Origin of the sequence: Pseudomonas paralactis, from assembly GCF_001439735.1 — a bacterium.
GTDB classification, from domain to species: domain Bacteria; phylum Pseudomonadota; class Gammaproteobacteria; order Pseudomonadales; family Pseudomonadaceae; genus Aquipseudomonas; species Aquipseudomonas paralactis.
In genome coordinates this window covers 639658-663564 of record NZ_JYLN01000003.1, presented here as the reverse complement: position 1 = coordinate 663564, position 23907 = coordinate 639658, and the positions used below count along the sequence as shown (strand labels likewise).

The window sequence follows — 23907 nt, the reverse complement described above, 5'->3', positions numbered from 1 at the left end:
TTATGTCCCGCACGCTAGACACCTTGTTGCGCCCCAGCCTGTTAGCCCTGGCTATCGCCCTCAGCGCTCCGCTGGCGAGCACTTCGCTGATCGCTGCTGAACAAGCCTTGAGCGTGCGCGCCTACAACCTGCCGGCTGCGCCCCTGGCCAGCACCCTGAACCAGATCGCCAGCCAGGCCGGCCTGGCGCTGACCCTCAACCCGACACTCGCCGCCGGCAAAACCTCGACCCCGGTCCAGGGCCAGTTCGATGCACAGGGCGCGCTGCGTGAGGCGTTGCGCGGTACCGGCTTGCAGCTGGAGCAAAGCAGTGCGGGCACTTACACCCTGGTGCCGGTCCCGGAGGGCGTCGTCGCCTTGCCGACCACCAACATTACCGGTCAGGGCAGCTATGAGAGCGCTTGGGGGCCGGTGGAGGGTTATGTCGCAAAGCGCACCGCCGCCGGCACCAAAACCGATACCGCACTGGTCGAGGCACCACGCTCGATCTCGGTAGCTACCCGCGAGCAGATGCAGGACCGTAACGTGCAGAACCTCGATGATGCGGTTAAATACATGCCCGGTATCGTATCTGCCAGCTATGGCAGCGACACCCGTTACGACTGGATGCGCGTCCGCGGCTTCGAGCCGACGCAATTCCTTGATGGCCTGCCGCTGCCTCGCGGCGTGTATGCCAACCCTAAAGCCGAAACCTGGAACCTTGACCGCCTCGCCCTGCTGCGCGGTCCGGCCTCGTCAGTCTATGGCCAGACCCCTCCGGGCGGCCTGCTGGATATGGTCAGCCGCCGCCCCAGCGCCGAACAGAGCAGCGCCATCCAAGTGCAGTACGGCAGTGACAACTACCGCCAGATCAACTTCGCCAGCACCGGCAAGATCGATGACGAAGGCCAGTTTCTTTATGGCCTCAGCGGCGTGGTACGTGATGCCGGTACGCAGGTCGACCATATCGACAACAAGCGCTACAACATCGCACCGAGCCTGACCTGGAACATCGATACCGATACCAAGCTGACCTTGCTGTCGCAGTTCACCCGTGACGATACCGGTGCCACCAGCCAGTTCCTGCCGATAGTCGGCACCAAGATCAAGTCGCCACTGGGTGACGTTTCGCATCACAAGAACCTGGGCGATCCGAACTACGAGTTCTACGACCGTACCTATTACGCACTCGGCTACGCATTCGAGCACCGTTTCAACGATACCTGGCAGTTCAAACAGAATCTGCGTTACACCAAATCAGAATTGTCGTTCCAGCAATTGACCGTGGGTGCCTATGGCTGGGCGCCGGTCGACGCTGAGGGCAATATCGACCGCTCGTCGACCAATGTGGACGAAGACATCGGACAGTTGGCGGTGGATAATAATTTTCAGGCCGACTTCGCCACCGGTGACGTCACCCACACCCTCCTGCTCGGGCTGGACCACCAGCGTACCGATACCTCGTACCTGTCGATTTACGGGCAGGCGGGAAGAGTCAACATTTTCAACCCGGTCAACACCACGCCGGTTGAACGCCCCGCACGCTCAGGCGCTTTCTACGACTATAACCAGAAGACCGTCCAGACCGGCCTCTACGTGCAGGACCAGATGGCTCTTGATAATTGGCGCCTGACCCTGGGCGGCCGTGAAGACTGGGTGCACCAAGGCACCACCTACTTCAACAAAAACGACGCGACCAATACTGACCGCAGCAAGAATTTCAGCGGTAACGCGGCACTCAGCTATGTGTTCGACTCGGGCTTCGTACCGTACATCTCCTACGCCGAATCTTTCCAGCCGGCGAGCAACGCCAGCGCTTCACCTACAGAGTCCTATAAACCTACCGAGGGCAAGCAGTGGGAACTGGGGCTCAAGTACCAACCGCCGGGCTCGAACACTCTGCTCAGTGCAGCGGTGTATGACCTGACCCAGAAGAACGTTCTGGTCAGCAGCTTCCAGTCCGGTGGTGTGTCGATCACCGACCAGACCGGCGAAGTGAAAGTCAAAGGCCTCGAGTTGGAAGCCATCTCTGACGTCACCGAAAACCTCAAGGTCATCGCGGCGTATACCCTGGCCAAATCCGAAGTGCAAAAAGGCGACTTCAAAGGCAATCGCCTGCAACTGATACCTAACCAGCAAGCGTCTTTGTGGACCGACTACACCTGGCACACCGGCGCACTCGACGGCTTCGGTATCGGCTTCGGCGCACGCTATACCGGCAATACCTATGGCGACCAAGCCAATACCTGGGCCGGCAAGGCCAACGCCTACACCGTGTTCGATGGCTCCGTGCATTACGACCTCGGTCGCCTGGACAACAGTCTCAAGGGCGCGTCGGTGAAAGTGAACGCGACCAACCTGTTCAACAAGGACTACATTTCCACCTGTGATGGTTCCTACTGCTACTTCGGCGACCAACGCAGCGTAGTCGCCAGCGCCACCTACCAGTGGTGATCAGCTTAAGTTAACAACCAGGCCGCCCCACAGGGCGGCTTGGGTGCATCTGAAGGCTCAAAAATGAAAAGCAAAACCATCCGCCACTGGTCCTTCATCCACACCTGGACCAGCCTGATCTGCACCGTATTCCTGCTGCTGCTCGCCCTCACCGGCTTGCCGTTGGTGTTTCACCACGAGATCGACCACCTGCTGGGCAATGAGCCCGAACTGGCGCAGATGCCCGCCGATACGCCCCGGCTTAACCTTGAGCAGCTTGTGGCCAAAGCCCAGGCCCACCGCCCCGGCGAGGCCATGCAGTACCTTGCGTGGGACGAAGACGACAAGAACGGTGTGATCGCGATCATGGCCGCCACAGCCGGTACCGAGCCGAATTCGTCGCACACCTTCATGCTCGACGCCCGCACTGGCCAAGCAGTGGAAACCCCCGCAGCCAATGGCGGGCTGACCCTGTTCCTGCTGCGTCTGCACGTGGACATGTTTGCCGGGCTGCCGGGCAAGTTGCTGCTGGCGTTCATGGGCCTTCTGTTTGTGCTGGCGATTGTCTCGGGCGCGGTGTTGTACCTGCCGTTCATGCGCCGCTTGAAGTTCGCCACCGTGCGTCAGGACAAGTCCACCCGCCTGCGCTGGCTCGACCTGCATAACCTGATCGGCGTGGTCACCCTGACCTGGGCGCTGGTGGTGGGCGTGACCGGCGTGATCAGCGCCTGCGCCGACCTGATCATCGCCGCCTGGCGCCAGGACAGCCTCAGCGCCATGATCGAACCCTACAAAAACGCCCCGCCGCTGACCCACCGCGCGCCCGCCACCGAGCTGCTGAGCATTGCCGCCAAGGCCGCGCCGGGCATGGAGCCGGACTTTATCGCGTTTCCCGGCACGCGCTTCTCCAGCGAACATCACTATGCGGTGTTCATGAAGGGCAGCACGCACCTGACTTCTCACCTGCTGACACCGGTGCTGATCGACGCCAGCACCCTGGCCGTCACCGCCATCGCCGAGCGCCCCTGGTACATGGACGCCATGGGCATGTCCCAACCGCTGCACTTCGGCGATTACGGCGGTATGCCGATGAAGATCCTGTGGGCGGTGCTGGATGTGCTGACCATCGTCGTGCTGGTCAGCGGTATTTACCTATGGATCGTACGGCGCAAGGCGGCCAAGGTATGAAGCCTCGCCAGTCGAATTTCTGGAAGGTGTTTGGCATACCAATAGGGATTGGCCTGCTCAGTGCCGCCGGGTTGTTTGCGGCGTTGCTGGGAGATGGGTGGTGGGATTCGTTGAGTTGGGTGGGGTTGGGCATACCTGCTGCCATTGGCGCTTGGGCGCTGGGCAAGCGGCGCGGTTGAGGGCGCTATCGGGGGCAAGCCCCCTCCCACATTTGATTTGTGAACGCCGTCCACTGTGGGAGGGGGCTTGCCCCCGATGAGGCCCTCAGGATCACAAAAATCTCCCTCGCCAGCCACTGCGCAAGCATCTACGCTAGCCCCAGTCCATTTCGAGGAATGCCCATGTCCGCCCCCAGCATGACCTTGTTCCACAACCCCGCCTCGCCCTTCGTGCGTAAAGTGCGCGTGCTGCTGATTGAGACCGGCCAGCAGGATCGTGTGGCCCTGCACGCGTGCCTGCCCACTCCGGTCACCCCGGATGCCGAAGTGCTGCAAGGCAACCCCGTGGGCAAGATTCCGGCCCTGCGCCTGGCCGACGGTTCGGTCCTGCACGACAGCCGGGTGATCCTCGATTACTTCGACCACCAGCACGTCGGCAACCCGCTGATCCCTCGCGATGGGTCGGCGCGCTGGCGGCGCCTGACCCTGGCTTCGATGGCCGACGGCATCATGGATGCCGCCGTGCTTGTACGTTACGAGACCGCCATGCGTCCGGTGGAAAAACACTGGGACCAGTGGCTGGACGAGCAGCGCAACAAGATCCGTCGCGCCCTTGCCGAACTGGAACAGGACGCCATCGCCGAACTGGCCAGCCACTTCGATATCGCATCGATCAGCGTCGCCTGCGCCCTGGGCTACCTCGACTTCCGCCACCCGGATCTGCAATGGCGCTCGGACAACCCCAAGCTCGCCGCCTGGTACGCCGAGGTCAGCCAGCGGCCTTCGATGCAGCAGACCCAGCCGCCCGCCTGACATGCATACCTACCCCCTGTGGGAGCGGGCTTGCCCGCGATTGCGGCGTGTCATTCAGTACATCTGCTTCTGAACCACCTCTATCGCGGGCAAGCCCGCTCCCACAGGGGACGGTGGTGGCATTGAGGAAGGTGGCGATCCTTAAGGCCAACTGCGCCCCCGCTTGCTGATCCTCGCGCAACCCAATCATTGCACTTGCTCCACCTTGCGCTTACCCACCCCATACCAATCCAGCTTGCGCGTCAGCACCATCACTGTACCCAGCAGGCCAAACAGCAACAGCGAGCCCATCAACAGTGCGTAATCCTCGGCACTGAGCAATCCGTACAGCAAGCCATACAACGCCGCCAACCCTGCCGAAAACCCCAGGCCGTGGGCGATGCTGCGCAGCACATGGCACACGTAAAAACCGATCAACAACACACAGGCACTGGCAGATATCAGGTACGCCAGGGCAAAGCCCAGATGCTCGGACAACGACAACAACAGCAGGTAGAAAAACGCCAGAGCCACGCCCACCAATGCGTACTGAATCGGGTGCACCGCCAGGCTCTTGAGCACTTCGAACAGGAAGAAACCAGCGAAGGTCAGCGCGATAAACAACAGCGCGTATTTGATCGCACGGTCGCTCTTGAGGTACTGGTCCACCGGGTCGATGAAGTTCACGCCAAAGCTGCGGTTGTTGAAGTCTTCGCACCCCTGGCGGTCCAGGCAGCTTTGCAGCGCTTGTTCAAGGTTGGTGGAAAAGAATGAGGTCTGCCAGTTGGCACTGAAACCCTGGTCATTGACTTCACGTTGAGCCGGCAGGAAGTTGCCGATAAAACTCGGGTGCGGCCAGTTGGACGCCAGCGACACCTGGCTGGTCTTGCCCACCGGCACCACTTGCAGTTGTTCGGTGCCTTGCAGGCGCAGATCGAAGGCAAAGTCCAGCACGGCAGCTTTCTTGCCGTCTTGCGCAGGCAACGTCACATGCACGCCCTCACCCAGCCAGTCCACTTGCGAACCCGGCGAGAACTCCAGGCGCTGATCGCCCAGCTCCAGCTTCAACGCGTTTTCAATACCGCGAATATCGCTGATGCCTACCGCCAGAAACGCGGGTTCAAAGCGGTAGTCGGCAAAGTCCTCGGTGATCCCCAACTGCGCCGGCAACTCGAAACGCCCGTTGATACGGTTGTCGGCATGGAACAGCCGCGCCTGGTAAATGCCACGCGCACGCAGTTCGGTTTGCACCTTGCCGTCGAGCTCGAAACGCTCCGGCAGGAAATACAAACGGCCACGCTCTTCACGGGTTTCTTCGTAGCGCTTGTTGAGTTTTTCATTGAGCTTCCACTCGCGCACCGTCTTGCGAAACGGCACCACCATCACCGGCCCGGTAAGGCGCTGGGCGAAGCTTGAGCTGCGGGCAATGTCCATCAATACGCCGTCGCGCAGCTGCTGGCGGTCGCTGATGATGCCGTTGATCATCAGCAACGGAATCAGCAACAGCAGGACCAGCAGCGCAATCGCGCCAAGTTTGAAAAGCAGGCTGCGGTTCATGGGTCTCTCCCTGTTTGAATGCCAGAGAGTCTGCCCAGCCGGTATGGGGGATTTATGTGGGCAATGTGGAGACTGTGTGGAGATGCAGCACCGCCTGCACGCCGCCCGGTACGTTGCCGATCTGCAACGAGCCGCCGTGCAGCTTCATCACCTCCTCGACAAAGTTGAGCCCCAGGCCCGTACTTTTGCGCCCGCTGGCCGGACGTGGCAGCGAGTAGAACCGCTCGCTCAGGCGCGGCAAGGCGTAATCGGGAATCGCCGTGGCCTGGTTAAACAGGCTGACCTGCACATCGTGATGCTGCACCTGGGCGCTAAACCGCAGGGTGCCGCCGGGCGGGGTGAAATCCAGCGCGTTGTCCAGCAGATTGCCCAGGGCCTGGCGCAACAGGAAGGGTTCGCCAAACACCTTCACATCGCCAGCAATGGACTGCTCCACCTGCAAGCCGGCGCCTTCGATTCGTGCACATTGAGCCTTCAGCACATCTTCAACCAGCGTTGCCAAAGGAATATTCGACTGCTCTTCCAGCCCCTGACGTTGCTCAACCTGGGCCAGGTTCAACAGGCGCTCGATCAACTGTTGCAGGCGCGCGCTTTCGCTGTCGATATTGCCGACAAACCGCTGCTGCTGCTCACGGCTCATGTCGCCCTGCAACAGCTCCGCCGCTCCCCGAATCGCCGCCAGCGGGCTCTTCAATTCATGGGTCAGCGTATGCACGTAGCGCTCCACGTAAGCCTTGCCCTCCAGCTGCGTGCGCATGTGCTCCACTGCAGTGGATAACTGCTTGAGTTCGCCGCCGCGATAATGCGGCAACTCGGCGCGGCGGCCCTCGCTCACGGCTTCGGCATAGGCGGTAAGGCGTCTGAGGGCCGCCGTCAGCCACCACGACAATAGCGCGCCCAGCAGCAGCCCCAGGGTGACCAGCCCGGCGCCGTACCACAGCAGGCGCCGCTCGGTGCGATCCACGTAGGGCTGCAACGAGCTATTGGGCTTGGCCACGGTGACCACGCCGATGATCTGGCCGTTGTCGCGAATTGGCGCCCCCACGTGCATCACCGATGAGGTGGGGTCGTCTGCATCGCTGCGGGTGGAGCGCGCACCGTATTCGCCGCGAAGGGTCAGGTACACGTCGTTCCATTTCGAATAGTCCTGACCGACTGCTTCACCGCTGGAATCGAGCAATACCCGGCCTGTGGCGTCGGTCACGTAGATGCGATGGTTGACCTGGTTTTTCGGCAAGCCCCAGATCACCGCACCCGGCTGACGGTTGCCGTAAGCCTTGAGCAGCGCCGGCCAATGGCTCTGGCCGAGGGTGCCGTTTTTAACGTCTGCGCGCAGGATTTCAGCCAGCAGGTTGGCGGTGTCCACCAAAGTTTCTTCGGTGGACTGGCGCACGCCGGGGCGGATTTCCTTCATCACCGTGTTGAGCACGAAGTAGCCGGTCAGGCCGATAAACAGCGCATACACCAGAAAAATTCGCAGCCCCAGGCGCATCAGCTGTGGCTCGGGCTGTAGCTGTAGCCCAGGCCGCGATGGGTCTGGATCGGCTCGGCCTGCGCCGCCACGCTACGCAGTTTGCTGCGCAGGCTTTTGATGTGGCTGTCGATATTGCGCTCATAACCGGCATCGGCGGGCACACCGACCGCGTCCAGCAATTGCTCGCGGCTGAACACGCGCTCGGGTTGGTCCAACAGGCTTTGCAGCAGGCGGAACTCATGGCGCGTGAGGCTCAAGGGCTGCCCGCGATAGGTGATCTGCATACGCTCCAGATCGACCTGAAACAACGTCGGCGCCACACCCGGGCCAACACGCTTGAGTATCGCCCGCACCCGCGCCGCCACTTCCCGAGGGCTGAAAGGCTTGACCACATAATCGTCAGCACCGATCTCCAGCCCCACCACCCGGTCGATCTCCGCATCCCGTGCGCTGAGGAACATCACCGGCACTTCGCTGAAGCGGCGCAATTGCTTGCAGGTTTCAAAGCCGGTGATGTCCGGCAGGCCGATGTCGAGGATGATCAGGTCGGCCGGGGCCTGGCGCTGATGGTCCAGCGCCGCCTGGCCGAGGGTCAGCCAGGTGGTGGTAAAGCCCTCGCCTTGCAGGGCAAAGATCAGCGTGTCGGCTATCGCCGCTTCGTCTTCGACAATCAGGATGTGCGGCATGGGTTCAATCAGCAGTCCGGTTTGTCGGCAGTGTAGCGACGTGCCGGGTTTACCGCAGCGCCAAATTCACGCAGGGCCTTGGCGCCGATCAGCAGCGGGTAGTTGAAGCTGCTGCGGTCGGTGAGGTTGACCTCGACGGTGCGTTTGACGTCGCCCAGGCACATCTCCAGATCGATCACCGGGCGCTTGGCCACCGCAGGTTCGTCCTTGTCATCGTCCTCATCGGCGCGGCTCTTGATCTTGCTGATGCGCGATACCTTGTGCTCGTAGACCTTGTTGCCGGCATCCTTGCCGCCGAGGCGGAAGCGCACCCAATCGTCGCCATCACGGGTGAAGGTTTCGATATCGCGGGCCGACAGCGAGGCGGTCAGCGCGCCGGTGTCCATCTTGGCCTTGAAGGTTTCGCCGATCTCCGGCAGCTGGATGTATTCGTAGCGACCGTAGAGCGTGGGCTCGGCCGCCATGACAGGGACGGCAACCAGAGCGAACGCAGCAAGGAGTAATTTCACGGCACAATTTCCTCGAAAGATGTGGGCGGAGTCTAGACCGCAAACACGGCACTTAGTTGGATGACCGAGCATATCGCGCACATTGTGAAACATTCGTGGGGCATTTTGCGATTTGGCCTCTAGACTCTCCTTGCTTATGATGGCCCGCCCACAAAATTCCAAGAGTTGCTTATGCGCCGCCTGCTCACCGGCTGTTTGGTTACACTGCTGCTGTTACTCAACACGCTGATCCTGATCGGCCCCTTGATGGTCTTCGCCCTGATCAAGCTGGTGGCACCGGGCCGCTCGCGTGACTATGCGTCCTGGGCGGTAATGTGGATCGCCGAGACCTGGGCCGAGATCGATAAGCTGATTTTCTCGCTGTGCATTCCAACCCAATGGGATATTCGCGGCGGTGAGGACCTGCGCAGTGACACCTCCTACCTCGTCATCAGTAACCATCAATCCTGGGTGGATATCCCGGCGCTGATCCAGGCGCTGAACCGGCGCACGCCGTTCTTCAAATTCTTCCTGAAAAAAGAGCTGATCTGGGTGCCTTTCCTCGGCCTGGCCTGGTGGGCGTTGGATTATCCCTTCATGAAGCGCTACACCAAGGCATTCCTGGCCAAGCATCCGGAACTGGCTGGGCAAGACCTGAGAATCACCAAAGAGGCCTGCGAGCTGTTCAAGCGCCAGCCGGTGACGGTGGTCAATTACCTGGAAGGCACCCGGTTCAGTGAGGCCAAGCGCAAGCAACAGGCTTCACCGTTTACCCGACTGCTCAAGCCCAAGGCGGGCGGCGTGGCATTTGTGCTGGCTGCGATGGGCGAACAACTGGACGCGATCCTCGACGTGACCGTGGTGTATCCGCAGCAAAAGATTCCGGGGTTCTGGGACTTGATCAGTGGAGCGGTGCCGAAGGTGATCGTGGATATCCGTACCCGCGAACTGGACCCGGCGTTGTGGCAAGGGGATTACGAGAACGATCCTGCATTTCGCCAGACCGTCCAGAACTGGGTCAACCAGCTCTGGATGGAAAAGGATGCGCGCATCGAACAACTGCGCCGAGAACCTTAGCTGCCGGTGCCCCAGGCCTGAGCCAATTTGCCCAGCACGGAACTGCTGGCGCCCTCGCCGCCGAGGTATTTCAGGATCACCGGCGCAAACTGGCCGACCATACCGCTGTCCATGCCCAAGGCGCTGAAGGCGGTGTTCAAGTCATTGGTGCTTTTCACGTTGCCCAACAGGCCGTCCAGGCCGCTGGTCTTGCTGCCGCCGGCTTGGCCGAGCATACCGCTCAAGGCACCAAGGCTGCCCAATGCGTTATTACCCGATAACTTGTCCAGGCCCGGCACAGTGCTACTCAACTGCGAGAAGTCGTTGCCACTGAGCTTGTTCTTGGCCAGACCCAGCATGGCACCCGTGCCGCCCACCGCTTGCTCGGGGGTGATGTTCAGTTGCGAGGTCAGGGCCGTCAGCAGGTCGGCCGTCTCCGACGTAGGAGCGGCGGCAGCGGCCTTGTTATTGCCGCCCTGCATACCGGAAATGGCGTTGGCTGCATCGCCAAGGCTGAAACCTGCGGCGAACACCGGGCCGGCGACCACGGACAGCAGGCAGGAAAGGGCCAAACCGCGTGAAATTTTCATCAGTACAACCTCAAGAGATAGATGCAATAGCAGGCGTTGGACTAGGTAACCCGTCGGTTGTTCCAGGCCCTGCCCGGAACCCAATCGGGATAATCGGGTCCATGCACTGACTACAAAATTTGTCAGGAAGAGACTGATGACTGCGATCCAACCCCAAGTGATTGAGCAAAAGCCTCCATTCTGGAGCCGCCCTCGCCTGTTCATCGGCGCCTGTGTGGTGGTGGTCGCCGGTATCGGCGGCGCCCTCTACACCCAGGACAGCGTCAAATCCGCGGCAACCTTGGTGACCACGACCCAGCAGCCGGCCGCACAGATCATGGCCCACAAGGATTACCTGGAAGTAGAACCGATTGCCTCCACGGCCCCGGCACCGGACCAAAGCCTTGAACTCTGGGCGATTCCCAAAGGCGGCGCACCGGTGTCCCTTGGCCTGTTGCCCGAGGATGGCAAAGGCATCATTGGCCTGAATCCGCGCCAACAGGAAACGATCAAACAGCCCGTGGAGTTGATGGTAAGTTCTGAAACCAAGGGTGGTTCGGTGAGCAAGCAGCCAACAGGCCCGACCGTCTACCAAGGTGCATTGGCCACTCGCTGACCCGGCCGCACACTCGATTCAAACTGTGGGAGCGGGCTTGCCCGCGATTGCGGTGGGTCAGCGACATAGATGTCGACTGATTAGCCGCTATCGCGGGCAAGCCCGCTCCCACATCCGCTCATCAGTGCGTTGAAAATTGGCTCCAGGCAACGAATAAGGGCGACCCATGGGTCGCCCTTTTCATTTGGCCAATGCTTATGCGGCGCTGAACAACTTATGCGGATCAATCACAAACTTCTTCGGCACACCCGCATCGAACTCGCCATACCCACGTGGCGCATCATCCAGGCTGATCACCTGCACGCCGACGATCTCGGCAATGTTGATACGGTCCCACATGATCGCCTGCATCAGTTGGCGGTTGTACTTCATCACCGGCGTCTGCCCGGTATGGAAGCTGTGGGATTTTGCCCAGCCCAGACCAAAGCGAATGCTCAGGCTGCCCATTTTCGCGGCGGCATCGACAGCACCTGGATCTTCGGTCACATACAGACCTGGGATACCGATCTTGCCTGCCACGCGCACCACGCCCATCAGCGAGTTGAGCACCGTGGCCGGGGCTTCGGCCTTGACGCCGTCGTGGCCGTGGCCGCGTGCTTCAAAGCCCACGCAGTCAACGGCGCAGTCCACTTCCGGCTCGCCGAGCAACGCGGCAATCTGTTCGTGCAGAGGTGTATCGGTGGACAGGTCGACGATTTCAAAACCCTGGGCCTTGGCGTGGGCCAGACGGATCGAGTTAACGTCGCCAATGATCACCACCGCTGCACCCAGCAGGCGTGCCGATGCCGCCGCCGCCAGACCGACCGGGCCGGCACCAGCGATGTACACGGTGCTGCCAGGGCCAACACCGGCCGTGACGGCGCCGTGATAGCCGGTGGGCAGGATGTCAGAGAGGCAGGTCAGGTCACGGATTTTCTCCATGGCCTTGTCGCGATCCGGCAGTTTGAGCAGGTTGAAGTCGGCATACGGCACCAGCACGTACTCGGCCTGGCCACCGGTCCAGTCGCCCATGTCGACGTAGCCGTAGGCACCACCGGCACGGGCCGGGTTGACGGTCAGGCACACGCCGGTGTGTTGTTCCTTGCACGAGCGGCAGCGCCCGCAAGCAACGTTGAACGGCACGGAGACCAGATCGCCGATTTTCAGGTTCTCGACGTCGCTGCCCTTCTCGATCACTTCACCGGTGATTTCATGCCCCAGCACCAGGCCGGTCTGGGCCGTGGTGCGGCCGCGCACCATGTGTTGATCGGAGCCGCAGATGTTGGTGGAGACCACGCGCAGGATGACGCCGTGCTCAATCTTCCTGCCGCGCGGGTCCTGCATTTTGGGATAGTCGATTTTCTGTACTTCGACCTTGCCGTTGCCGAGATACACGACACCACGATTACCAGACATGCTTTCACCTCGCTGTTGTTTTTATGGAACTGCGTTGCCCTTGGGGCAGCGCGTTAAGTGCTCGGGTACAGATGCTGTTTCTTGTGTTGCTTGTAAGGGCCTCATCGCAGGCAAGCCAGCTCCCACCGTGGATCGGGTTCACACATCCAGGAATGTGGGAGCTGGCTTGCCTGCGATAGCGATCTAGAGAACGACGGTGCGATTGGCATTCAAAAACACCCGCCGCTCGATGTGATACCCCACCGCACGCGCCAACGTGAGCCCTTCAATATCGCGCCCCTTGGCAATCAAATCCTCGGGATAGTGGCTGTGATCCACCACCTCCACACCCTGGGCGATGATCGGCCCTTCATCCAAATCGTTGTTGATGTAATGCGCCGTCGCGCCGACCAGTTTCACGCCCTTGTTGTAGGCCTGATGGTAGGGCTTGGCGCCCTTGAAGCCCGGCAACAACGAGTGATGAATATTGATGGCCTTGCCATCCAGCTTGCGGCACAGCTCCGGCGACAGCACCTGCATGTAGCGCGCAAGAATCACCAGTTCGGCGCCGGTGTCTTCCACCACTTGCCACACCTGACGCTCCTGGGACGGTTTGTCGTTGGGGTCCAGCGGGAAATGGTAGTAGGGAATCTGGTGCCAGTCGGCCAAGGGTTTCAAATCAGGGTGGTTGGACACCACCGCAACCACGTCCATCGACAACTGGCCGATGCGCTGGCGATACAGCAGGTCGTTGAGGCAGTGATCGGCCTTGGAGACCATGATCACCACTTTGGGCCGGTAGTTCGGCGCGGTCAGCTCAAAGATCATGCCGAAGGCTTCACCACGGCTGGCCAGGCCATCGCGGAACGCCTGCTCGTCAAAGCCGTCAGGCTGACGGAACTCAACACGAATGAAAAAGCGGCCCGAGAGACGATCATCAAACGAGTGGTGCTCGGTGACGTAGCAGCCTTGCTCAAACAGGTAGCGGGTGACCGCGTCCACCGTGCCGAGCACGCTGGGGCAGTCGGCGGTCAAAATCCATGTATCAGGGGCGCGGCTCATTACGAATAACTCCTCAAACAACGCTATCTACTGTAGGAGCGAGCTTGCTCGCTCCTACAGTGAAGGGGTGAGACAGCGCGAGCGCCATGTCAGGCTTGGACGCTCAGGCCGAATTCGGCCGAGGCATCCTGCAACCACAACCACCAGTAATCCGAGAAGCTGCGGCGGATCAGCAGTTCCCAGGTGTCTTCAGCCGTGTGACGGATCACCAGTTGCGACTTGGCGAACACCGTACCCACGGCTTTGCCCACCGGGAAGTTGTTGGGGTGTACGTCGTAGCTGGTGGACTTCATCAGCACATCGCGCACGTTAGGGCCGCTCAGTTCAAGAATCTGCTGGCCGCCGCTGACGTTGACGATCTGGATGTGCAGGTCGCCCAGGGCGGCGCGCAGGTTTTGCTCGGCGGCAAACTCTTCACCGCTCGGCACGATCAACAGCCACTCATCCGGGCCGAGCCACTGAAGGCTGGTTTCACCTTTGAAGACCACGCTCAGCGGGCCGGGCAGTTCAATGCCGACGGCCTTGTGTACACCAGCAGCGAAGGCAGCATCATGGCCATCACCGCGGATAGTCAGGTGGCCGAGGAGTTTCTTTTCACGCACGGTCACGCCGGCATTCTTGCGGCCCTTGCCGACCAGGCTGGCGAGGTCGGCATGATGCAGCGACGACTCGGCTTTGGCACCGGTGGTGGGGCGTTGTTGGTAAACATTGGCTGCTGTCATAAAGCACCTGTTCTGAATTCTGGGGTGACTGTTCTGGCCTCATCGGGGGCAAGCCCCCTCCCACACTTGGAATGCATTCCCCTGTGGGAGCTGGCTTGCCTGCGATGGCCGCGACTCGGTCTATCAGATGTTCTGCCGATCGCCTTTAGGGTCAAAGAACACCGATGAAACAATCTCCGCCTCGATCACGCTGCCATCCGCTTGCGGCGAGAACACCCGCTCACCGATGCGCTTCAAGCCGCCCTTGACCACACCCATGGCAAACGAATAACCCAGGGAGTTGTGCGCATAACTTGAGGTAACGTGACCCACCATCTTCATCGGAATAGCCTGCTTCGGATCGAACACCAACTGCGCGCCTTCCGGCAGCCATACGTTTGGATCAATCGGCTTCAAGCCCACCAGTTGCTTACGCTCTTCACGCACACAGTCTTCGCGATTCATCCCACGCCAGCCGATCCACGAGAACGGTTTGGTACGGCCAACGCACCAGCCCATGTTCAGGTCGTCCGGGGTCATCGAGCCGTCGGTGTCTTGCCCGACGATGATGAAGCCCTTCTCGGCGCGCAGGACGTGCATGGTCTCGGTGCCGTACGGGGTCAGGTTGTACTTTTTGCCGGCCTCGACGATCTTTTCCAGCACGCCCATAGCGTAGTCGGCCTGCACGTTGACTTCATACGACAGCTCACCGGTAAACGAGATACGGAACACCCGCGCCGGAACACCGCCGACCAGACCTTCCTTCCAGGTCATGAACGGGAAGCCGTCCTTGTCCAGGTCGATATCAGTCACTTCACTGAGCAGCTTGCGGCTGTTGGGTCCGGACAGGGTCATGGTCGCCCAATGGTCGGTCACCGAGGTGAAATACACCTTGAGGTCCGGCCATTCGGTCTGCTGGTAGATTTCCAGCCACTGCAACACGCGCGCCGCGCCGCCAGTGGTGGTGGTCATCAGGAAGTGGTTGTCGGCCAGACAGGCAGTGACGCCGTCATCGAACACCATGCCGTCTTCCTTGCACATCAGGCCGTAGCGCGCCTTGCCCACATCGAGCTTGGTCCAGGCGTTGCTGTAGATGCGATTGAGGAACTCACGGGCATCCGGACCTTGAATGTCGATCTTGCCGAGGGTGGAGGCATCCAGCAGGCCGACGCTGTCACGCACCGCCAGGCATTCGCGCTTCACGGCGGCGTGCAGGTCTTCACCGTTACGCGGGAAATACCAGGGGCGTTTCCACTGGCCGACGTCCTCAAACTCGGCGCCGTTCTTAACGTGCCAGGCTTGCAGCGCGGTGTAGCGCACCGGCTCGAAAATATGCCCACAGTGACGGCCCGCTACGGCGCCGAAAGTGACCGGCGTGTAGTTGGGACGGAACATGGTGGTGCCCATCTGCGGGATGGTCACGTTCAGCGAACGGGCGGCGATGGCCAGCCCGTTAACGTTACCCAGCTTGCCCTGGTCAGTACCGAAGCCCAGCGCGGTGTAGCGTTTGACGTGCTCCACCGACTCGAAACCTTCGCGGGTGGCCAGTTCGATGGCGGCCGCGGTGACGTCGTTTTGCAGGTCGACAAATTGCTTTGGCGCCCGTGCAGTGGCTTTTTCGTGGGGCACCTGGAACAGCGCCAGGGTTGGTTCTTCAAGACGGCTCAAGGCTTTTGGCAGCGTGCCTTCAACCGGGGAAAAACCGGCTTCGCTGGCCGCACGCACGCCACCTTCAAAGCCATCGGCGAGGGAATCGCCAAGGCCGTAGACACCGTTGATACCGCCAACGCATACGCGTTTTTGCGGTGCTTCGCCCGGTACAAACCCGAGGATATCTTCACGCCAGGTCGGCTTGCCGCCCAGGTGCGAGGCCAAGTGGACCACCGGGCTGTAGCCGCCGGAACTGGCGACCAGGTCGCAGTCCAGCCATTCGCCGGGGCTGGTGACTTTGTGCGCTTTGACATCAATCGCGGCCACGCGAGCGCCGGTCACATGCTTGCTGCCACGGGCTTCGATCACGGCGCTGCCGGTGAGGATACGAATGCCTTTGGCACGGGCTTCTTCCACCAGCGCCCCACGTGGGTTGTGGCGCGCATCGGCCACCGCGACAACGGTGAGGCCGGCATCGAACCAGTCCAGCGCGACGCGATAGGCATGGTCGTTGTTGGTCGACAACAGCAGTTTTTTACCCGGTGCCACACCGTAGCGACGCACGTAGGTAGACACCGCACCCGCGAGCATATTGCCCGGCACATCGTTGTTGCCGTACACCAGCGGACGCTCGCACGCACCGGTGGCCAGCACCACACGCTTGGCGCGCACACGGTGGATACGCTGGCGCACCACGCCAATCGGCGCACGGTCACCCAGGTGGTCGGTCAGGCGTTCGTGAATGGTCAGGAAGTTATGGTCGTGGTAGCCGTTGACGGTGGCGCGGGGCAGCAGCACCACGTCCGGCAGGGCTTTCAATTCGGCAATGACGCCGGCAACCCATTCAGTGGCCGGTTTGCCGTCGAGGCTTTCACGGGAATCGAGCAGCGAACCACCGAACTCTTCCTGCTCATCGGCGATGATCACCCGAGCACCGCTGCGCGCAGCGGCCAATGCCGCGGCGAGGCCGGCAGGGCCTGCGCCCACCACCAGCACGTCGCAATGACGGTTGAAGTTGTCGTAGGTGTCCGGATCGTTCTCGGTCGGCGAACGGCCAAGGCCCGCCGCCTTGCGGATGTACTTCTCGTAGGTCATCCAGAACGATTGCGGGTACATGAAGGTTTTGTAGTAGAAACCCGGCGGCATCAGCTTGCCGCCGACCTTGCCGAGAATGCCCATCATGTCGTTGTTCACGCTCGGCCAGCCGTTGGTGCTGGTGGCGACCAGGCCCTGGTACAGCGCCTGTTGGGTAGCGCGCACGTTAGGGATTTGCGTGGCTTCGGTGGCGCCGATCTGCAGCACCGCGTTCGGCTCTTCGGCGCCTGCGGCAAAGATGCCCCGTGGGCGCGAATACTTGAAACTGCGACCGATGATGTCGACACCGTTGGCCAGCAGGGCGGCAGCCAGAGTGTCGCCTTCAAAGCCTTTGTAGCTTTGGCCGTTGAATGTAAACGTCAGGACTTTGTTACGGTCGATGCGGCCACCGTTGGACAGGCGATTGATCTGGCTCATACCTTCTCTCCAGAGGCCTTGGCGGTGAACTGAGGCTTCTCACCGATCTTGTAGGTTTCAAGAATTTCGTAGGTCACAGTGTCGCGGGTGGCGTTGAAATACTGGCGGCAACCGGCGGCATGGATCCACAGTTCGTGGTGCAGGCCGCGCGGGTTATCGCGAAAGAACATGTAGTCGCCCCACTGCTCGTCGGTGCAGGCATTCGGGTCCAGCGGGCGCGGGATGTGCGCTTGGCCGGACGCGTGGAATTCCTCTTCGGAGCGCAGTTCGCCACAGTGAGGACAGAAGATATGCAACATAGGGAATTTCTCCTGTTAGTGGGCGACGGCCGCAGCGCCGTGTTCGTCGATCAGCGCACCGTTGTGGAAACGGTCGATGGAAAAAGGTGCGGCCAGCGGGTGCATTTCACCCTTGGCCAGGCTGGCGGCAAACACGTTGCCTGAGCCTGGGGTGGCCTTGAAGCCACCGGTGCCCCAACCGCAGTTGAAGAACATGTTCGGTACCGGCGTCTTGGAGATGATCGGGCAGGCGTCCGGCGTGGTGTCGACGATGCCGCCCCACTGGCGGTTCATGCGCACCCGCGACAGCACCGGGAACATCTCGACGATGGCCTGGATGGTGTGCTCGATCACCGGGTACGAGCCACGCTGGCCGTAACCGTTGTAGCCGTCGATACCGGCGCCGATCACCAGGTCGCCCTTGTCGGACTGGCTGATGTAACCGTGCACGGCGTTGGACATGATCACGCTGTCGATAATCGGCTTGATCGGCTCCGATACCAGGGCTTGCAGCGGGTGGGATTCGATCGGCAGGCGGAAACCGGCCAGCGAGGCCATGTGCCCGGAGTTACCGGCGGTGACCACACCGACACGCTTGGCGCCGATAAAGCCCTTGTTGGTTTCCACACCGATGCACACGCCGTTTTCCTTGCGGAAGCCGATCACCTCGGTCTGCTGGATCAGGTCCACGCCCAAGGCGTCGGCAGCGCGAGCAAAGCCCCAGGCCACGGCATCGTGACGGGCCACGCCGCCGCGCCGTTGCACGGTGGCACCCAGCACGGGGTAGCGGGTGTTTTTCGAGCAGTCCAGGTAGGGAATCTCGTCAGCCACCTGTTGGGCGTTAAGCAATTCGCCGTCCACGCCGTTGAGGCGGTTGGCGCTCACGCGGCGTTCGGAGTCACGGATGTCCTGCAGGGTGTGGCAGAGGTTGTACACGCCGCGCTGGGAGAACATCACGTTGTAGTTCAGGTCCTGGGACAAACCTTCCCAGAGTTTCATGGCGTGTTCGTACAGGTGCGCCGACTCGTCCCACAGGTAGTTGGAACGCACGATGGTGGTGTTGCGCGCGGTGTTACCGCCGCCCAGCCAGCCTTTCTCGACCACGGCCACGTTGGTAATGCCGTGTTCCTTGGCCAGGTAGTAAGCGGTCGCCAGACCATGCCCGCCGCCGCCGACGATGACCACGTCGTAGACCTTTTTCGGGGTCGGCGTGCGCCACATCTTTTGCCAGTTTTCGTGATGGCTGAGGGAGTGCTTGAAGAGGCCGAAGCCTGAGTAGCGTTGCATAGTCATTACTCCAAAACCGCGCTCAGCGATAAACCGGGAAATCAGCGCACAGGGCAGACACGTGCTTGGCCACATTGGCCTCGACATCGGCGTCGCCGAGGTTGTCGAGGATGTCGCAGATCCAGCCGGCCAGCTCGATGCATTGCGGCACCTTGAAACCACGGGTGGTCACCGCCGGGGTGCCGATGCGCAGACCCGAGGTCACGAACGGCGACTGCGGGTCATTCGGCACGGCGTTCTTGTTGACGGTGATGTGGGCGCGACCGAGGGCGGCGTCCGCATCTTTGCCGGTGAGGCCCTGGCGAATCAGGCTGACCAGGAACAAGTGGTTATCGGTGCCGCCGGAAACCACGTCGTAGCCACGCTTGATGAACACCTCGGCCATCGCCTGGGCGTTATCGATCACTTGCTGCTGGTAAGCCTTGAAGCCGGGCTCCAGCGCTTCCTTGAAGCACACCGCCTTGCCGGCGATCACATGCATCAGCGGGCCGCCCTGGGCACCGGGGAACACCGCAGCATTGAGTTTCTTTTCAATCGCTTCGTTGGCCTTGGCCAGGATCAGGCCGCCCCGTGGACCGCGCAGGGTTTTGTGGGTGGTGGTGGTGACCACGTCGGCGTAAGGCAGCGGGTTCGGGTACAGGCCAGCGGCGACCAGGCCGGCGACGTGGGCCATGTCGACGAACAGCAGCGCGCCAACCTTGTCGGCGATCTGGCGGAAGCGCGGGAAATCCAGGGTCTTGGAGTAGGCGGAGAAACCGGCCACCACCATCTTCGGCTTGTGCTCAACCGCCAGGCGCTCGACTTCGTCGTAGTCGATCAGGCCGGTGTCGGTGTTGATGCCGTATTGCACCGCGTTATACAGCTTGCCCGAGGACGACACTTTGGCGCCGTGGGTCAGGTGACCGCCGTGGGCCAGGCTCATGCCCAGAATGGTGTCGCCGGCATTGATCAGCGCCAGGTACACCGCGCTATTGGCGGACGAACCGGAGTGCGGCTGCACGTTGGCGTAATCGGCGCCGAACAGTTGCTTGGCGCGCTCGATGGCCAGGGCCTCGACCTTGTCCACATGCTCGCAGCCACCGTAGTAGCGCTTGCCCGGGTAGCCTTCGGCGTATTTGTTGGTCAGGCCGCTGCCTTGCGCTTGCATCACGCGTTTGCTGGTGTAGTTCTCCGACGCGATCAGCTCGATATGATCTTCCTGACGCTGCTCCTCGGCATTCATGGCCGCCAGCAGTGCGTCGTCATATCCCTGGATCTGGTCTTGTTTGCTGAACATCGCGTCTCTCCCAGCCTTTCGTATTGTTGAGGCCCTCGCAGGGCCCTTTGATGCGATGGTAGGGCTGGCGCGTGCGGGCCAAATGCCTGCGCACGCCACGCAAAGGTGCGTTTACGACATGGACTGAGCAAATGCCAACTGGGTGCCTACAAACTGTAGGAGCGAGCTTGCTCGCGAAAAACCTGAGGGCGCCGCGTTCAATCAGGCAGCCCGCGTTATCGTTGACGTTTTTCGCGAGCAAGCTCGCTCCTACAGGGGTTAGGCGAGGAGTTTGCGAAGGAATAACAGCAGGAGGAAGTGCAGGGGATAAAGGGCATAAGCCCAACGGCGCATGGCGGGCGGGGAAACGTTTTTGGCATGTCGCAATAAGACCAACCCAGCCAAGGGCGCAACCAGACATGCAACCAACCCCAACACCGCCACAAGCGTGCCGCTATTAAGCAGAACCTGCCATTGATTGGCGGCGACGCAGACCAAACCCGGCAGGGCACTCAAATACCAGGGCCGGCGAAACACCAGCAGCATCGCCAGTGGCAGCAATACACCAAAGAAACCGAACATCAACTGGGTTGAAAATACCGCTGCTATTGTGACGGCGATCAGCGCCAATCCTCGATCAACCAACGTCTTCTGCTGCCAACCTCGGGCAACCAGCAGGCCCAGCGCCAAGGTCGGCAACACGTTCAAGGTATCGGCATCTTCGATGAACATCCGATAAGGCACTTCGCTGATCACGCTGAACAGCAGCAACCAACCCAGGTAACGCCAGTGGCCGATCACCTCAGCATTCCGGGCCCTATGCAAATTGGCCGCAATCGCCAGGCAAAACCACGGGAACGCCAGGCGCCCCGGCGCATACAGCCCATCAAGGCTCAACCCCACATAGCGCAGGTGATCGAGCACCATGCTCAGCAGCGCCAGCCACTTGAGTAAGTCCAAAGCGCCATCTCGGACGCGTCCGACAGGCAAGGTGTGAGTACCGTGCATAATTCCCCAACGACTTTGCATTTACAGAGCGTGCGCGCCCCTGACAATCTTGGTTAAAGTGCGCACCAACATCGACCACAGGAATGGGCCATGACTGACAAGAGCCAACAATTCGCCAGCGATAACTATTCCGGCATCTGCCCGGAAGCCTGGGCCGCCATGGAGCAAGCCAACCATGGCCATCAGCGCGCCTACGGCGATGATGAATGGACCCACCGCGCCGCCGACGGTTTCCGCAACCTGTTCGAAACCGATTGCGAAGTGTTTTTCGCCTTCAACGGCACCGCCGCCAACTCCCTGGCGCTGTCCTCGCTGTGCCAGAGCTACCATAGCGTGATTTGCTCGGAAACCGCCCACGTTGAAACCGACGAATGCGGCGCACCGGAGTTTTTCTCCAACGGCTCCAAGCTGCTGACTGCACGCACCGAGAACGGCAAGCTGACCCCGGAATCGATCCGCGAGATCGCCCTCAAGCGCCAGGACATCCACTACCCCAAACCACGGGTGGTCACCCTGACCCAGGCCACCGAAGTCGGCAGCGTGTACACCCCGGAAGAAATTCGCGCCATCAGCGCCACATGCAAAGAGCTGGGCCTGAACCTGCACATGGACGGTGCCCGCTTCTCCAACGCCTGCGCGTTCCTCGGCTGCTCACCGGCCGACCTGACCTGGAAGGCCGGCGTCGACGTACTGTGCTTTGGCGGCACCAAGAACGGCATGGCAGTGGGTGAAGCCATCCTGTTCTTCAACCACAAGCTGGCCGAAGATTTCGATTACCGCTGCAAACAGGCTGGCCAGTTGGCATCCAAAATGCGCTTCCTCTCCGCCCCATGGGTAGGCTTGCTGGAAAACGACGCCTGGCTCAAGCACGCACGTCATGCCAACCACTGCGCGCAACTGCTCAGCAGCCTGGTCGCAGACATCCCCGGCGTGGAATTGATGTTCCCGGTGCAGGCCAACGGCGTCTTCCTGCAACTCTCGGAGCCAGCCATTGCCGGGCTTACAGCCAAGGGTTGGCGCTTCTATACCTTTATCGGCAAAGGTGGAGCGCGATTCATGTGTGCGTGGGATACAGAAGAAGAGCGTGTACGAGAATTAGCCGCCGATATAAGGGAAGTCATGCAGGCTTAATGTGGGAATCCGGCCAGCGAGTACTGGCCGATTGCCGAGTCTGTTTTTTGATATTTCTGACAGCTGCGCGCTGGATATTCGTTGACTAGCCTCTTGGAACCCGGAAGGAAAACGCAGTGATGGCTGCCACCTTCCAGGTTCGCTACCCGCCGAATAATCGGCTGGAAACGTCAATCCAATGGAGAGCTTAATCATGGAATATCAAAGCAATATCAACGCGCTGAAAAGCAGCGACACTGTCACCACCACCGTGATCGACTGGGATGAGTTCAGGAAATACGCAAAGATCGGCGATACGATTCGCGAGCCTTCAAGGACGCTGAGGATCTACGACAAGGCCTATGAACTGACAGCCTCCGGTCAGCACTTTGTGGTGCATCTCTACGCGCAGTAACCTTAACCCTTAAAGTCCGCGCCGAGGGCTCATGACCCTCGACGCGCAGCCGACTGGCATTCCCACGCCCCCCGCGTGGGAATGCTCAGGGTGTTAGAACTCGATACGCACATCGCCCTTCGGCACGCTGCAGCACGACAGGATGTAGCCTTCGGCTTCATCTTCCTCGGTGATCCCGCCGTTGTGCTCCATCTCTACCTCGCCGCCCAGCTTCATCACCTTGCACGTCCCGCAGATCCCCATACCGCAGGCTTTGGGAATCAACAGGCCAAGCTTGGCAGCCGCTGCGTGAACGGTTTCGCCTGGCGCCACCCGAATGCTTTTGCCCGACGCAATGAACTCCACCTGATGCAGATCCGCCAGGTCGACTTCCGGCGCATCCGCCGCTTGCTCGGCCTGCTCCACGGCATCGGCGCGCGCTTCCGGCGGTGTGGCCCCAAAGGACTCTTCGTGATAGCGCGCCATATCGAAACCAGCGGCTTCCAGCAGGCGCTTGACTGCACTCATGTAAGGCGTGGGGCCGCAACAGAACACCTCGCGCTCCAGGAAGTCCGGCACCATCAGTTCCAGCATCTTGTGATTCAGGTAACCGCGGTAACCGGCCCAGGGCTCACCCAGGCCATGCTTTTCGCAAATCAGGTGCAGGCTGAAGTTGTCGATCCGCGACGCCATGTGTTCCAGCTCGCGGTGATAGATGATGTCTTTGGGCGAACGTGCGCTGTGCACGAACGTCATGTCGACATTGGCGTTGGTGTCGTAAAACCAGCGGGCCATGGACATCACCGGGGTGATGCCCACCCCACCGCTCAGGTACAGCACTTTCGGACTGGGGAAGTCGATCGCGTTGAACAGCCCGACCGGCCCGTGCACCGCCAACTCCTGGCCTTCGTGCAGGGTGTCATGCAGCCAGTTGGACACCCGTCCGCCCGGCACGCGCTTGATGGTGACCGAGAAGCTGTAAGGCACCGACGGTGAACTGGAGATCGTGTAGGAGCGCATGATCGGCTGGCCTTCGATTTCCAGCTCCAGAGTGACGAATTGCCCCGGTTTGAAAAAGAACAGGATCGGCTGGTCCGCCATAAAGCAGAAGGTGCGCACGTCCCAGGTTTCCTGGATGACTTTGACGCAACGGACGATGTGCCGACCATTGGCCCAGGTCTGGGTGGTTACCGGATTCAGGAAATTATTGGACATGTTTTTCTCCACCGCCGACGTCGGCCTTATGGTGGCGATTCTGCGTAACGCGAGAACCGCCCATTT

Annotated in this window: 22 protein-coding genes and 1 pseudogene; 8 read left to right on the top strand and 15 right to left on the bottom strand. The window is 60.9% G+C overall.

The genetic code is table 11. From position 1 onward, the window contains the following. Positions 1–2: 2 nt before the first annotated feature. The 4 genes from TX23_RS11235 (at position 3) to TX23_RS11220 (ending at position 4570) form a co-directional block, all read left to right on the top strand. Positions 3–2432 carry a TonB-dependent siderophore receptor gene (locus tag TX23_RS11235; RefSeq protein ID WP_057702218.1) on the top strand — a complete coding sequence of 810 codons (2430 nt, stop codon included), beginning with the start codon at positions 3–5 and terminating at the stop codon, positions 2430–2432. 63 nt (positions 2433–2495) lie between these two features. Continuing rightward, on the top strand, positions 2496–3599 hold the full coding sequence (locus tag TX23_RS11230) for a PepSY-associated TM helix domain-containing protein (protein ID WP_057702217.1): 1104 nt from the start codon (positions 2496–2498) through the stop codon (positions 3597–3599). Beyond that, positions 3596–3778 carry a hypothetical protein gene (locus TX23_RS11225; RefSeq protein ID WP_057702216.1) on the top strand — a complete coding sequence of 61 codons (183 nt, stop codon included), beginning with the start codon at positions 3596–3598 and terminating at the stop codon, positions 3776–3778. The genes TX23_RS11230 and TX23_RS11225 overlap by 4 nt, the downstream gene beginning before the upstream one ends. Positions 3779–3940: 162 nt before the next feature. Further along, entirely contained in the window at positions 3941–4570 is a 630-nt protein-coding gene (locus TX23_RS11220; RefSeq protein WP_057702215.1) for a glutathione S-transferase family protein, read from the top strand. A 186-nt stretch (positions 4571–4756) separates the two neighbouring features. On the opposite strand, the gene creD is transcribed toward TX23_RS11220, so the two are convergent. Genes creD through rloA2 form a run of 4 tightly spaced genes read right to left on the bottom strand, consistent with a single transcriptional unit; the run spans position 4757 to position 8775 of the window. Continuing rightward, the gene (creD, locus tag TX23_RS11215) at positions 4757–6106 is read right to left on the bottom strand and encodes a cell envelope integrity protein CreD (RefSeq protein ID WP_057702214.1); all 1350 of its coding nucleotides are present in this window, start codon (positions 6104–6106) and stop codon (positions 4757–4759) included. Between the two features lie 52 nt (positions 6107–6158). Beyond that, positions 6159–7598: a two-component system sensor histidine kinase CreC gene (gene creC, locus TX23_RS11210; protein WP_057702213.1), complete on the bottom strand. Its 1440-nt coding sequence runs from the start codon at positions 7596–7598 to the stop codon at positions 6159–6161. Beyond that, entirely contained in the window at positions 7598–8266 is a 669-nt protein-coding gene (gene creB / locus TX23_RS11205) for a two-component system response regulator CreB (protein ID WP_057702212.1), read from the bottom strand. Before creB ends, creC begins: the two co-directional genes overlap by 1 nt. A gap of 8 nt (positions 8267–8274) precedes the next feature. Continuing rightward, positions 8275–8775 (bottom strand): retropepsin-like aspartic peptidase RloA2, encoded by a 501-nt coding sequence (gene rloA2, locus TX23_RS11200; RefSeq protein ID WP_057702211.1) that lies wholly within the window; start codon positions 8773–8775, stop codon positions 8275–8277. A 171-nt stretch (positions 8776–8946) separates the two neighbouring features. Here rloA2 and TX23_RS11195 point away from each other — a divergent pair, with 171 nt between their 5' ends. Then, positions 8947–9831, top strand: a complete 885-nt coding sequence (locus tag TX23_RS11195; protein WP_057702210.1) for an acyltransferase — start codon at positions 8947–8949, stop codon at positions 9829–9831. Here TX23_RS11195 and TX23_RS11190 read toward each other — a convergent pair. Beyond that, positions 9828–10400, bottom strand: coding sequence for a DUF2780 domain-containing protein (locus tag TX23_RS11190; protein ID WP_057702209.1), 573 nt, complete (start codon positions 10398–10400; stop codon positions 9828–9830). The genes TX23_RS11195 and TX23_RS11190 overlap by 4 nt on opposite strands. A 136-nt stretch (positions 10401–10536) precedes the next feature. Between TX23_RS11190 and TX23_RS11185 the strand changes: the two genes are divergently transcribed. Then, positions 10537–10995: an anti-sigma factor domain-containing protein gene (locus tag TX23_RS11185; RefSeq protein ID WP_057702208.1), complete on the top strand. Its 459-nt coding sequence runs from the start codon at positions 10537–10539 to the stop codon at positions 10993–10995. 195 nt (positions 10996–11190) lie between these two features. On the opposite strand, the gene fdhA is transcribed toward TX23_RS11185, so the two are convergent. The 9 genes and pseudogenes from fdhA to TX23_RS11145 form a co-directional block, all read right to left on the bottom strand. Continuing rightward, positions 11191–12390 carry a formaldehyde dehydrogenase, glutathione-independent gene (gene fdhA / locus TX23_RS11180; RefSeq protein ID WP_005792122.1) on the bottom strand — a complete coding sequence of 400 codons (1200 nt, stop codon included), beginning with the start codon at positions 12388–12390 and terminating at the stop codon, positions 11191–11193. Between the two features lie 183 nt (positions 12391–12573). Then, on the bottom strand, positions 12574–13431 hold the full coding sequence (gene purU / locus TX23_RS11175; protein ID WP_057702207.1) for a formyltetrahydrofolate deformylase: 858 nt from the start codon (positions 13429–13431) through the stop codon (positions 12574–12576). A gap of 89 nt (positions 13432–13520) precedes the next feature. Beyond that, positions 13521–14153, bottom strand: coding sequence for a sarcosine oxidase subunit gamma (locus tag TX23_RS11170; protein ID WP_003194852.1), 633 nt, complete (start codon positions 14151–14153; stop codon positions 13521–13523). 123 nt (positions 14154–14276) lie between these two features. Continuing rightward, complete coding sequence (locus TX23_RS11165; RefSeq protein WP_057702206.1) at positions 14277–17294, bottom strand: sarcosine oxidase subunit alpha; 3018 nt, start codon at positions 17292–17294, stop codon at positions 14277–14279. After that, a complete protein-coding gene (locus TX23_RS11160; protein WP_003194855.1) occupies positions 17291–17593 on the bottom strand; it encodes a sarcosine oxidase subunit delta in 303 nt (100 codons plus the stop codon). The genes TX23_RS11165 and TX23_RS11160 overlap by 4 nt, the downstream gene beginning before the upstream one ends. 15 nt (positions 17594–17608) lie before the next feature. Further along, positions 17609–18859 carry a sarcosine oxidase subunit beta gene (locus TX23_RS11155; protein WP_003176546.1) on the bottom strand — a complete coding sequence of 417 codons (1251 nt, stop codon included), beginning with the start codon at positions 18857–18859 and terminating at the stop codon, positions 17609–17611. A 22-nt stretch (positions 18860–18881) separates the two neighbouring features. Next, complete coding sequence (gene glyA, locus TX23_RS11150; protein ID WP_057702205.1) at positions 18882–20135, bottom strand: serine hydroxymethyltransferase; 1254 nt, start codon at positions 20133–20135, stop codon at positions 18882–18884. A 151-nt stretch (positions 20136–20286) separates the two neighbouring features. Continuing rightward, positions 20287–20376, bottom strand: a pseudogene (locus TX23_RS28760) (outer membrane lipoprotein carrier protein LolA); the annotation flags it as partial. A 17-nt stretch (positions 20377–20393) separates the two neighbouring features. Further along, positions 20394–21122, bottom strand: a complete 729-nt coding sequence (locus TX23_RS11145; protein WP_057702204.1) for a TraX family protein — start codon at positions 21120–21122, stop codon at positions 20394–20396. A 90-nt stretch (positions 21123–21212) separates the two neighbouring features. Here TX23_RS11145 and TX23_RS11140 point away from each other — a divergent pair, with 90 nt between their 5' ends. Both TX23_RS11140 and TX23_RS11135 read left to right on the top strand, forming a co-directional pair. Beyond that, on the top strand, positions 21213–22253 hold the full coding sequence (locus TX23_RS11140; protein WP_057702203.1) for a threonine aldolase family protein: 1041 nt from the start codon (positions 21213–21215) through the stop codon (positions 22251–22253). Between the two features lie 193 nt (positions 22254–22446). Continuing rightward, the gene (locus tag TX23_RS11135; protein ID WP_057702202.1) at positions 22447–22647 is read left to right on the top strand and encodes a hypothetical protein; all 201 of its coding nucleotides are present in this window, start codon (positions 22447–22449) and stop codon (positions 22645–22647) included. 93 nt (positions 22648–22740) lie between these two features. Here TX23_RS11135 and gbcB read toward each other — a convergent pair whose 3' ends face one another. Beyond that, the gene (gene gbcB / locus TX23_RS11130) at positions 22741–23841 is read right to left on the bottom strand and encodes a glycine-betaine demethylase subunit GbcB (RefSeq protein WP_057006609.1); all 1101 of its coding nucleotides are present in this window, start codon (positions 23839–23841) and stop codon (positions 22741–22743) included. Between the last annotated feature and the right edge of the window lie 66 nt (positions 23842–23907).

Bases quoted from the DNA above. Each gene is read 5' to 3' on its own strand.
- TX23_RS11235 (WP_057702218.1), top strand. From the start codon at position 3: ATGTCCCGCACGCTAGACACCTTGTTGCGCCCCAGCCTGTTAGCCCTG.
- TX23_RS11230 (WP_057702217.1), top strand. From the start codon at position 2,496: ATGAAAAGCAAAACCATCCGCCACTGGTCCTTCATCCACACCTGGACC.
- TX23_RS11225 (WP_057702216.1), top strand. From the start codon at position 3,596: ATGAAGCCTCGCCAGTCGAATTTCTGGAAGGTGTTTGGCATACCAATA.
- TX23_RS11220 (WP_057702215.1), top strand. From the start codon at position 3,941: ATGTCCGCCCCCAGCATGACCTTGTTCCACAACCCCGCCTCGCCCTTC.
- creD (WP_057702214.1), bottom strand. From the start codon at position 6,106: ATGAACCGCAGCCTGCTTTTCAAACTTGGCGCGATTGCGCTGCTGGTC.
- creC (WP_057702213.1), bottom strand. From the start codon at position 7,598: ATGCGCCTGGGGCTGCGAATTTTTCTGGTGTATGCGCTGTTTATCGGC.
- creB (WP_057702212.1), bottom strand. From the start codon at position 8,266: ATGCCGCACATCCTGATTGTCGAAGACGAAGCGGCGATAGCCGACACG.
- TX23_RS11195 (WP_057702210.1), top strand. From the start codon at position 8,947: ATGCGCCGCCTGCTCACCGGCTGTTTGGTTACACTGCTGCTGTTACTC.
- TX23_RS11190 (WP_057702209.1), bottom strand. From the start codon at position 10,400: ATGAAAATTTCACGCGGTTTGGCCCTTTCCTGCCTGCTGTCCGTGGTC.
- TX23_RS11185 (WP_057702208.1), top strand. From the start codon at position 10,537: ATGACTGCGATCCAACCCCAAGTGATTGAGCAAAAGCCTCCATTCTGG.
- fdhA (WP_005792122.1), bottom strand. From the start codon at position 12,390: ATGTCTGGTAATCGTGGTGTCGTGTATCTCGGCAACGGCAAGGTCGAA.
- purU (WP_057702207.1), bottom strand. From the start codon at position 13,431: ATGAGCCGCGCCCCTGATACATGGATTTTGACCGCCGACTGCCCCAGC.
- TX23_RS11170 (WP_003194852.1), bottom strand. From the start codon at position 14,153: ATGACAGCAGCCAATGTTTACCAACAACGCCCCACCACCGGTGCCAAA.
- TX23_RS11165 (WP_057702206.1), bottom strand. From the start codon at position 17,294: ATGAGCCAGATCAATCGCCTGTCCAACGGTGGCCGCATCGACCGTAAC.
- TX23_RS11160 (WP_003194855.1), bottom strand. From the start codon at position 17,593: ATGTTGCATATCTTCTGTCCTCACTGTGGCGAACTGCGCTCCGAAGAG.
- TX23_RS11155 (WP_003176546.1), bottom strand. From the start codon at position 18,859: ATGCAACGCTACTCAGGCTTCGGCCTCTTCAAGCACTCCCTCAGCCAT.
- glyA (WP_057702205.1), bottom strand. From the start codon at position 20,135: ATGTTCAGCAAACAAGACCAGATCCAGGGATATGACGACGCACTGCTG.
- TX23_RS11145 (WP_057702204.1), bottom strand. From the start codon at position 21,122: ATGCACGGTACTCACACCTTGCCTGTCGGACGCGTCCGAGATGGCGCT.
- TX23_RS11140 (WP_057702203.1), top strand. From the start codon at position 21,213: ATGACTGACAAGAGCCAACAATTCGCCAGCGATAACTATTCCGGCATC.
- TX23_RS11135 (WP_057702202.1), top strand. From the start codon at position 22,447: ATGGAATATCAAAGCAATATCAACGCGCTGAAAAGCAGCGACACTGTC.
- gbcB (WP_057006609.1), bottom strand. From the start codon at position 23,841: ATGTCCAATAATTTCCTGAATCCGGTAACCACCCAGACCTGGGCCAAT.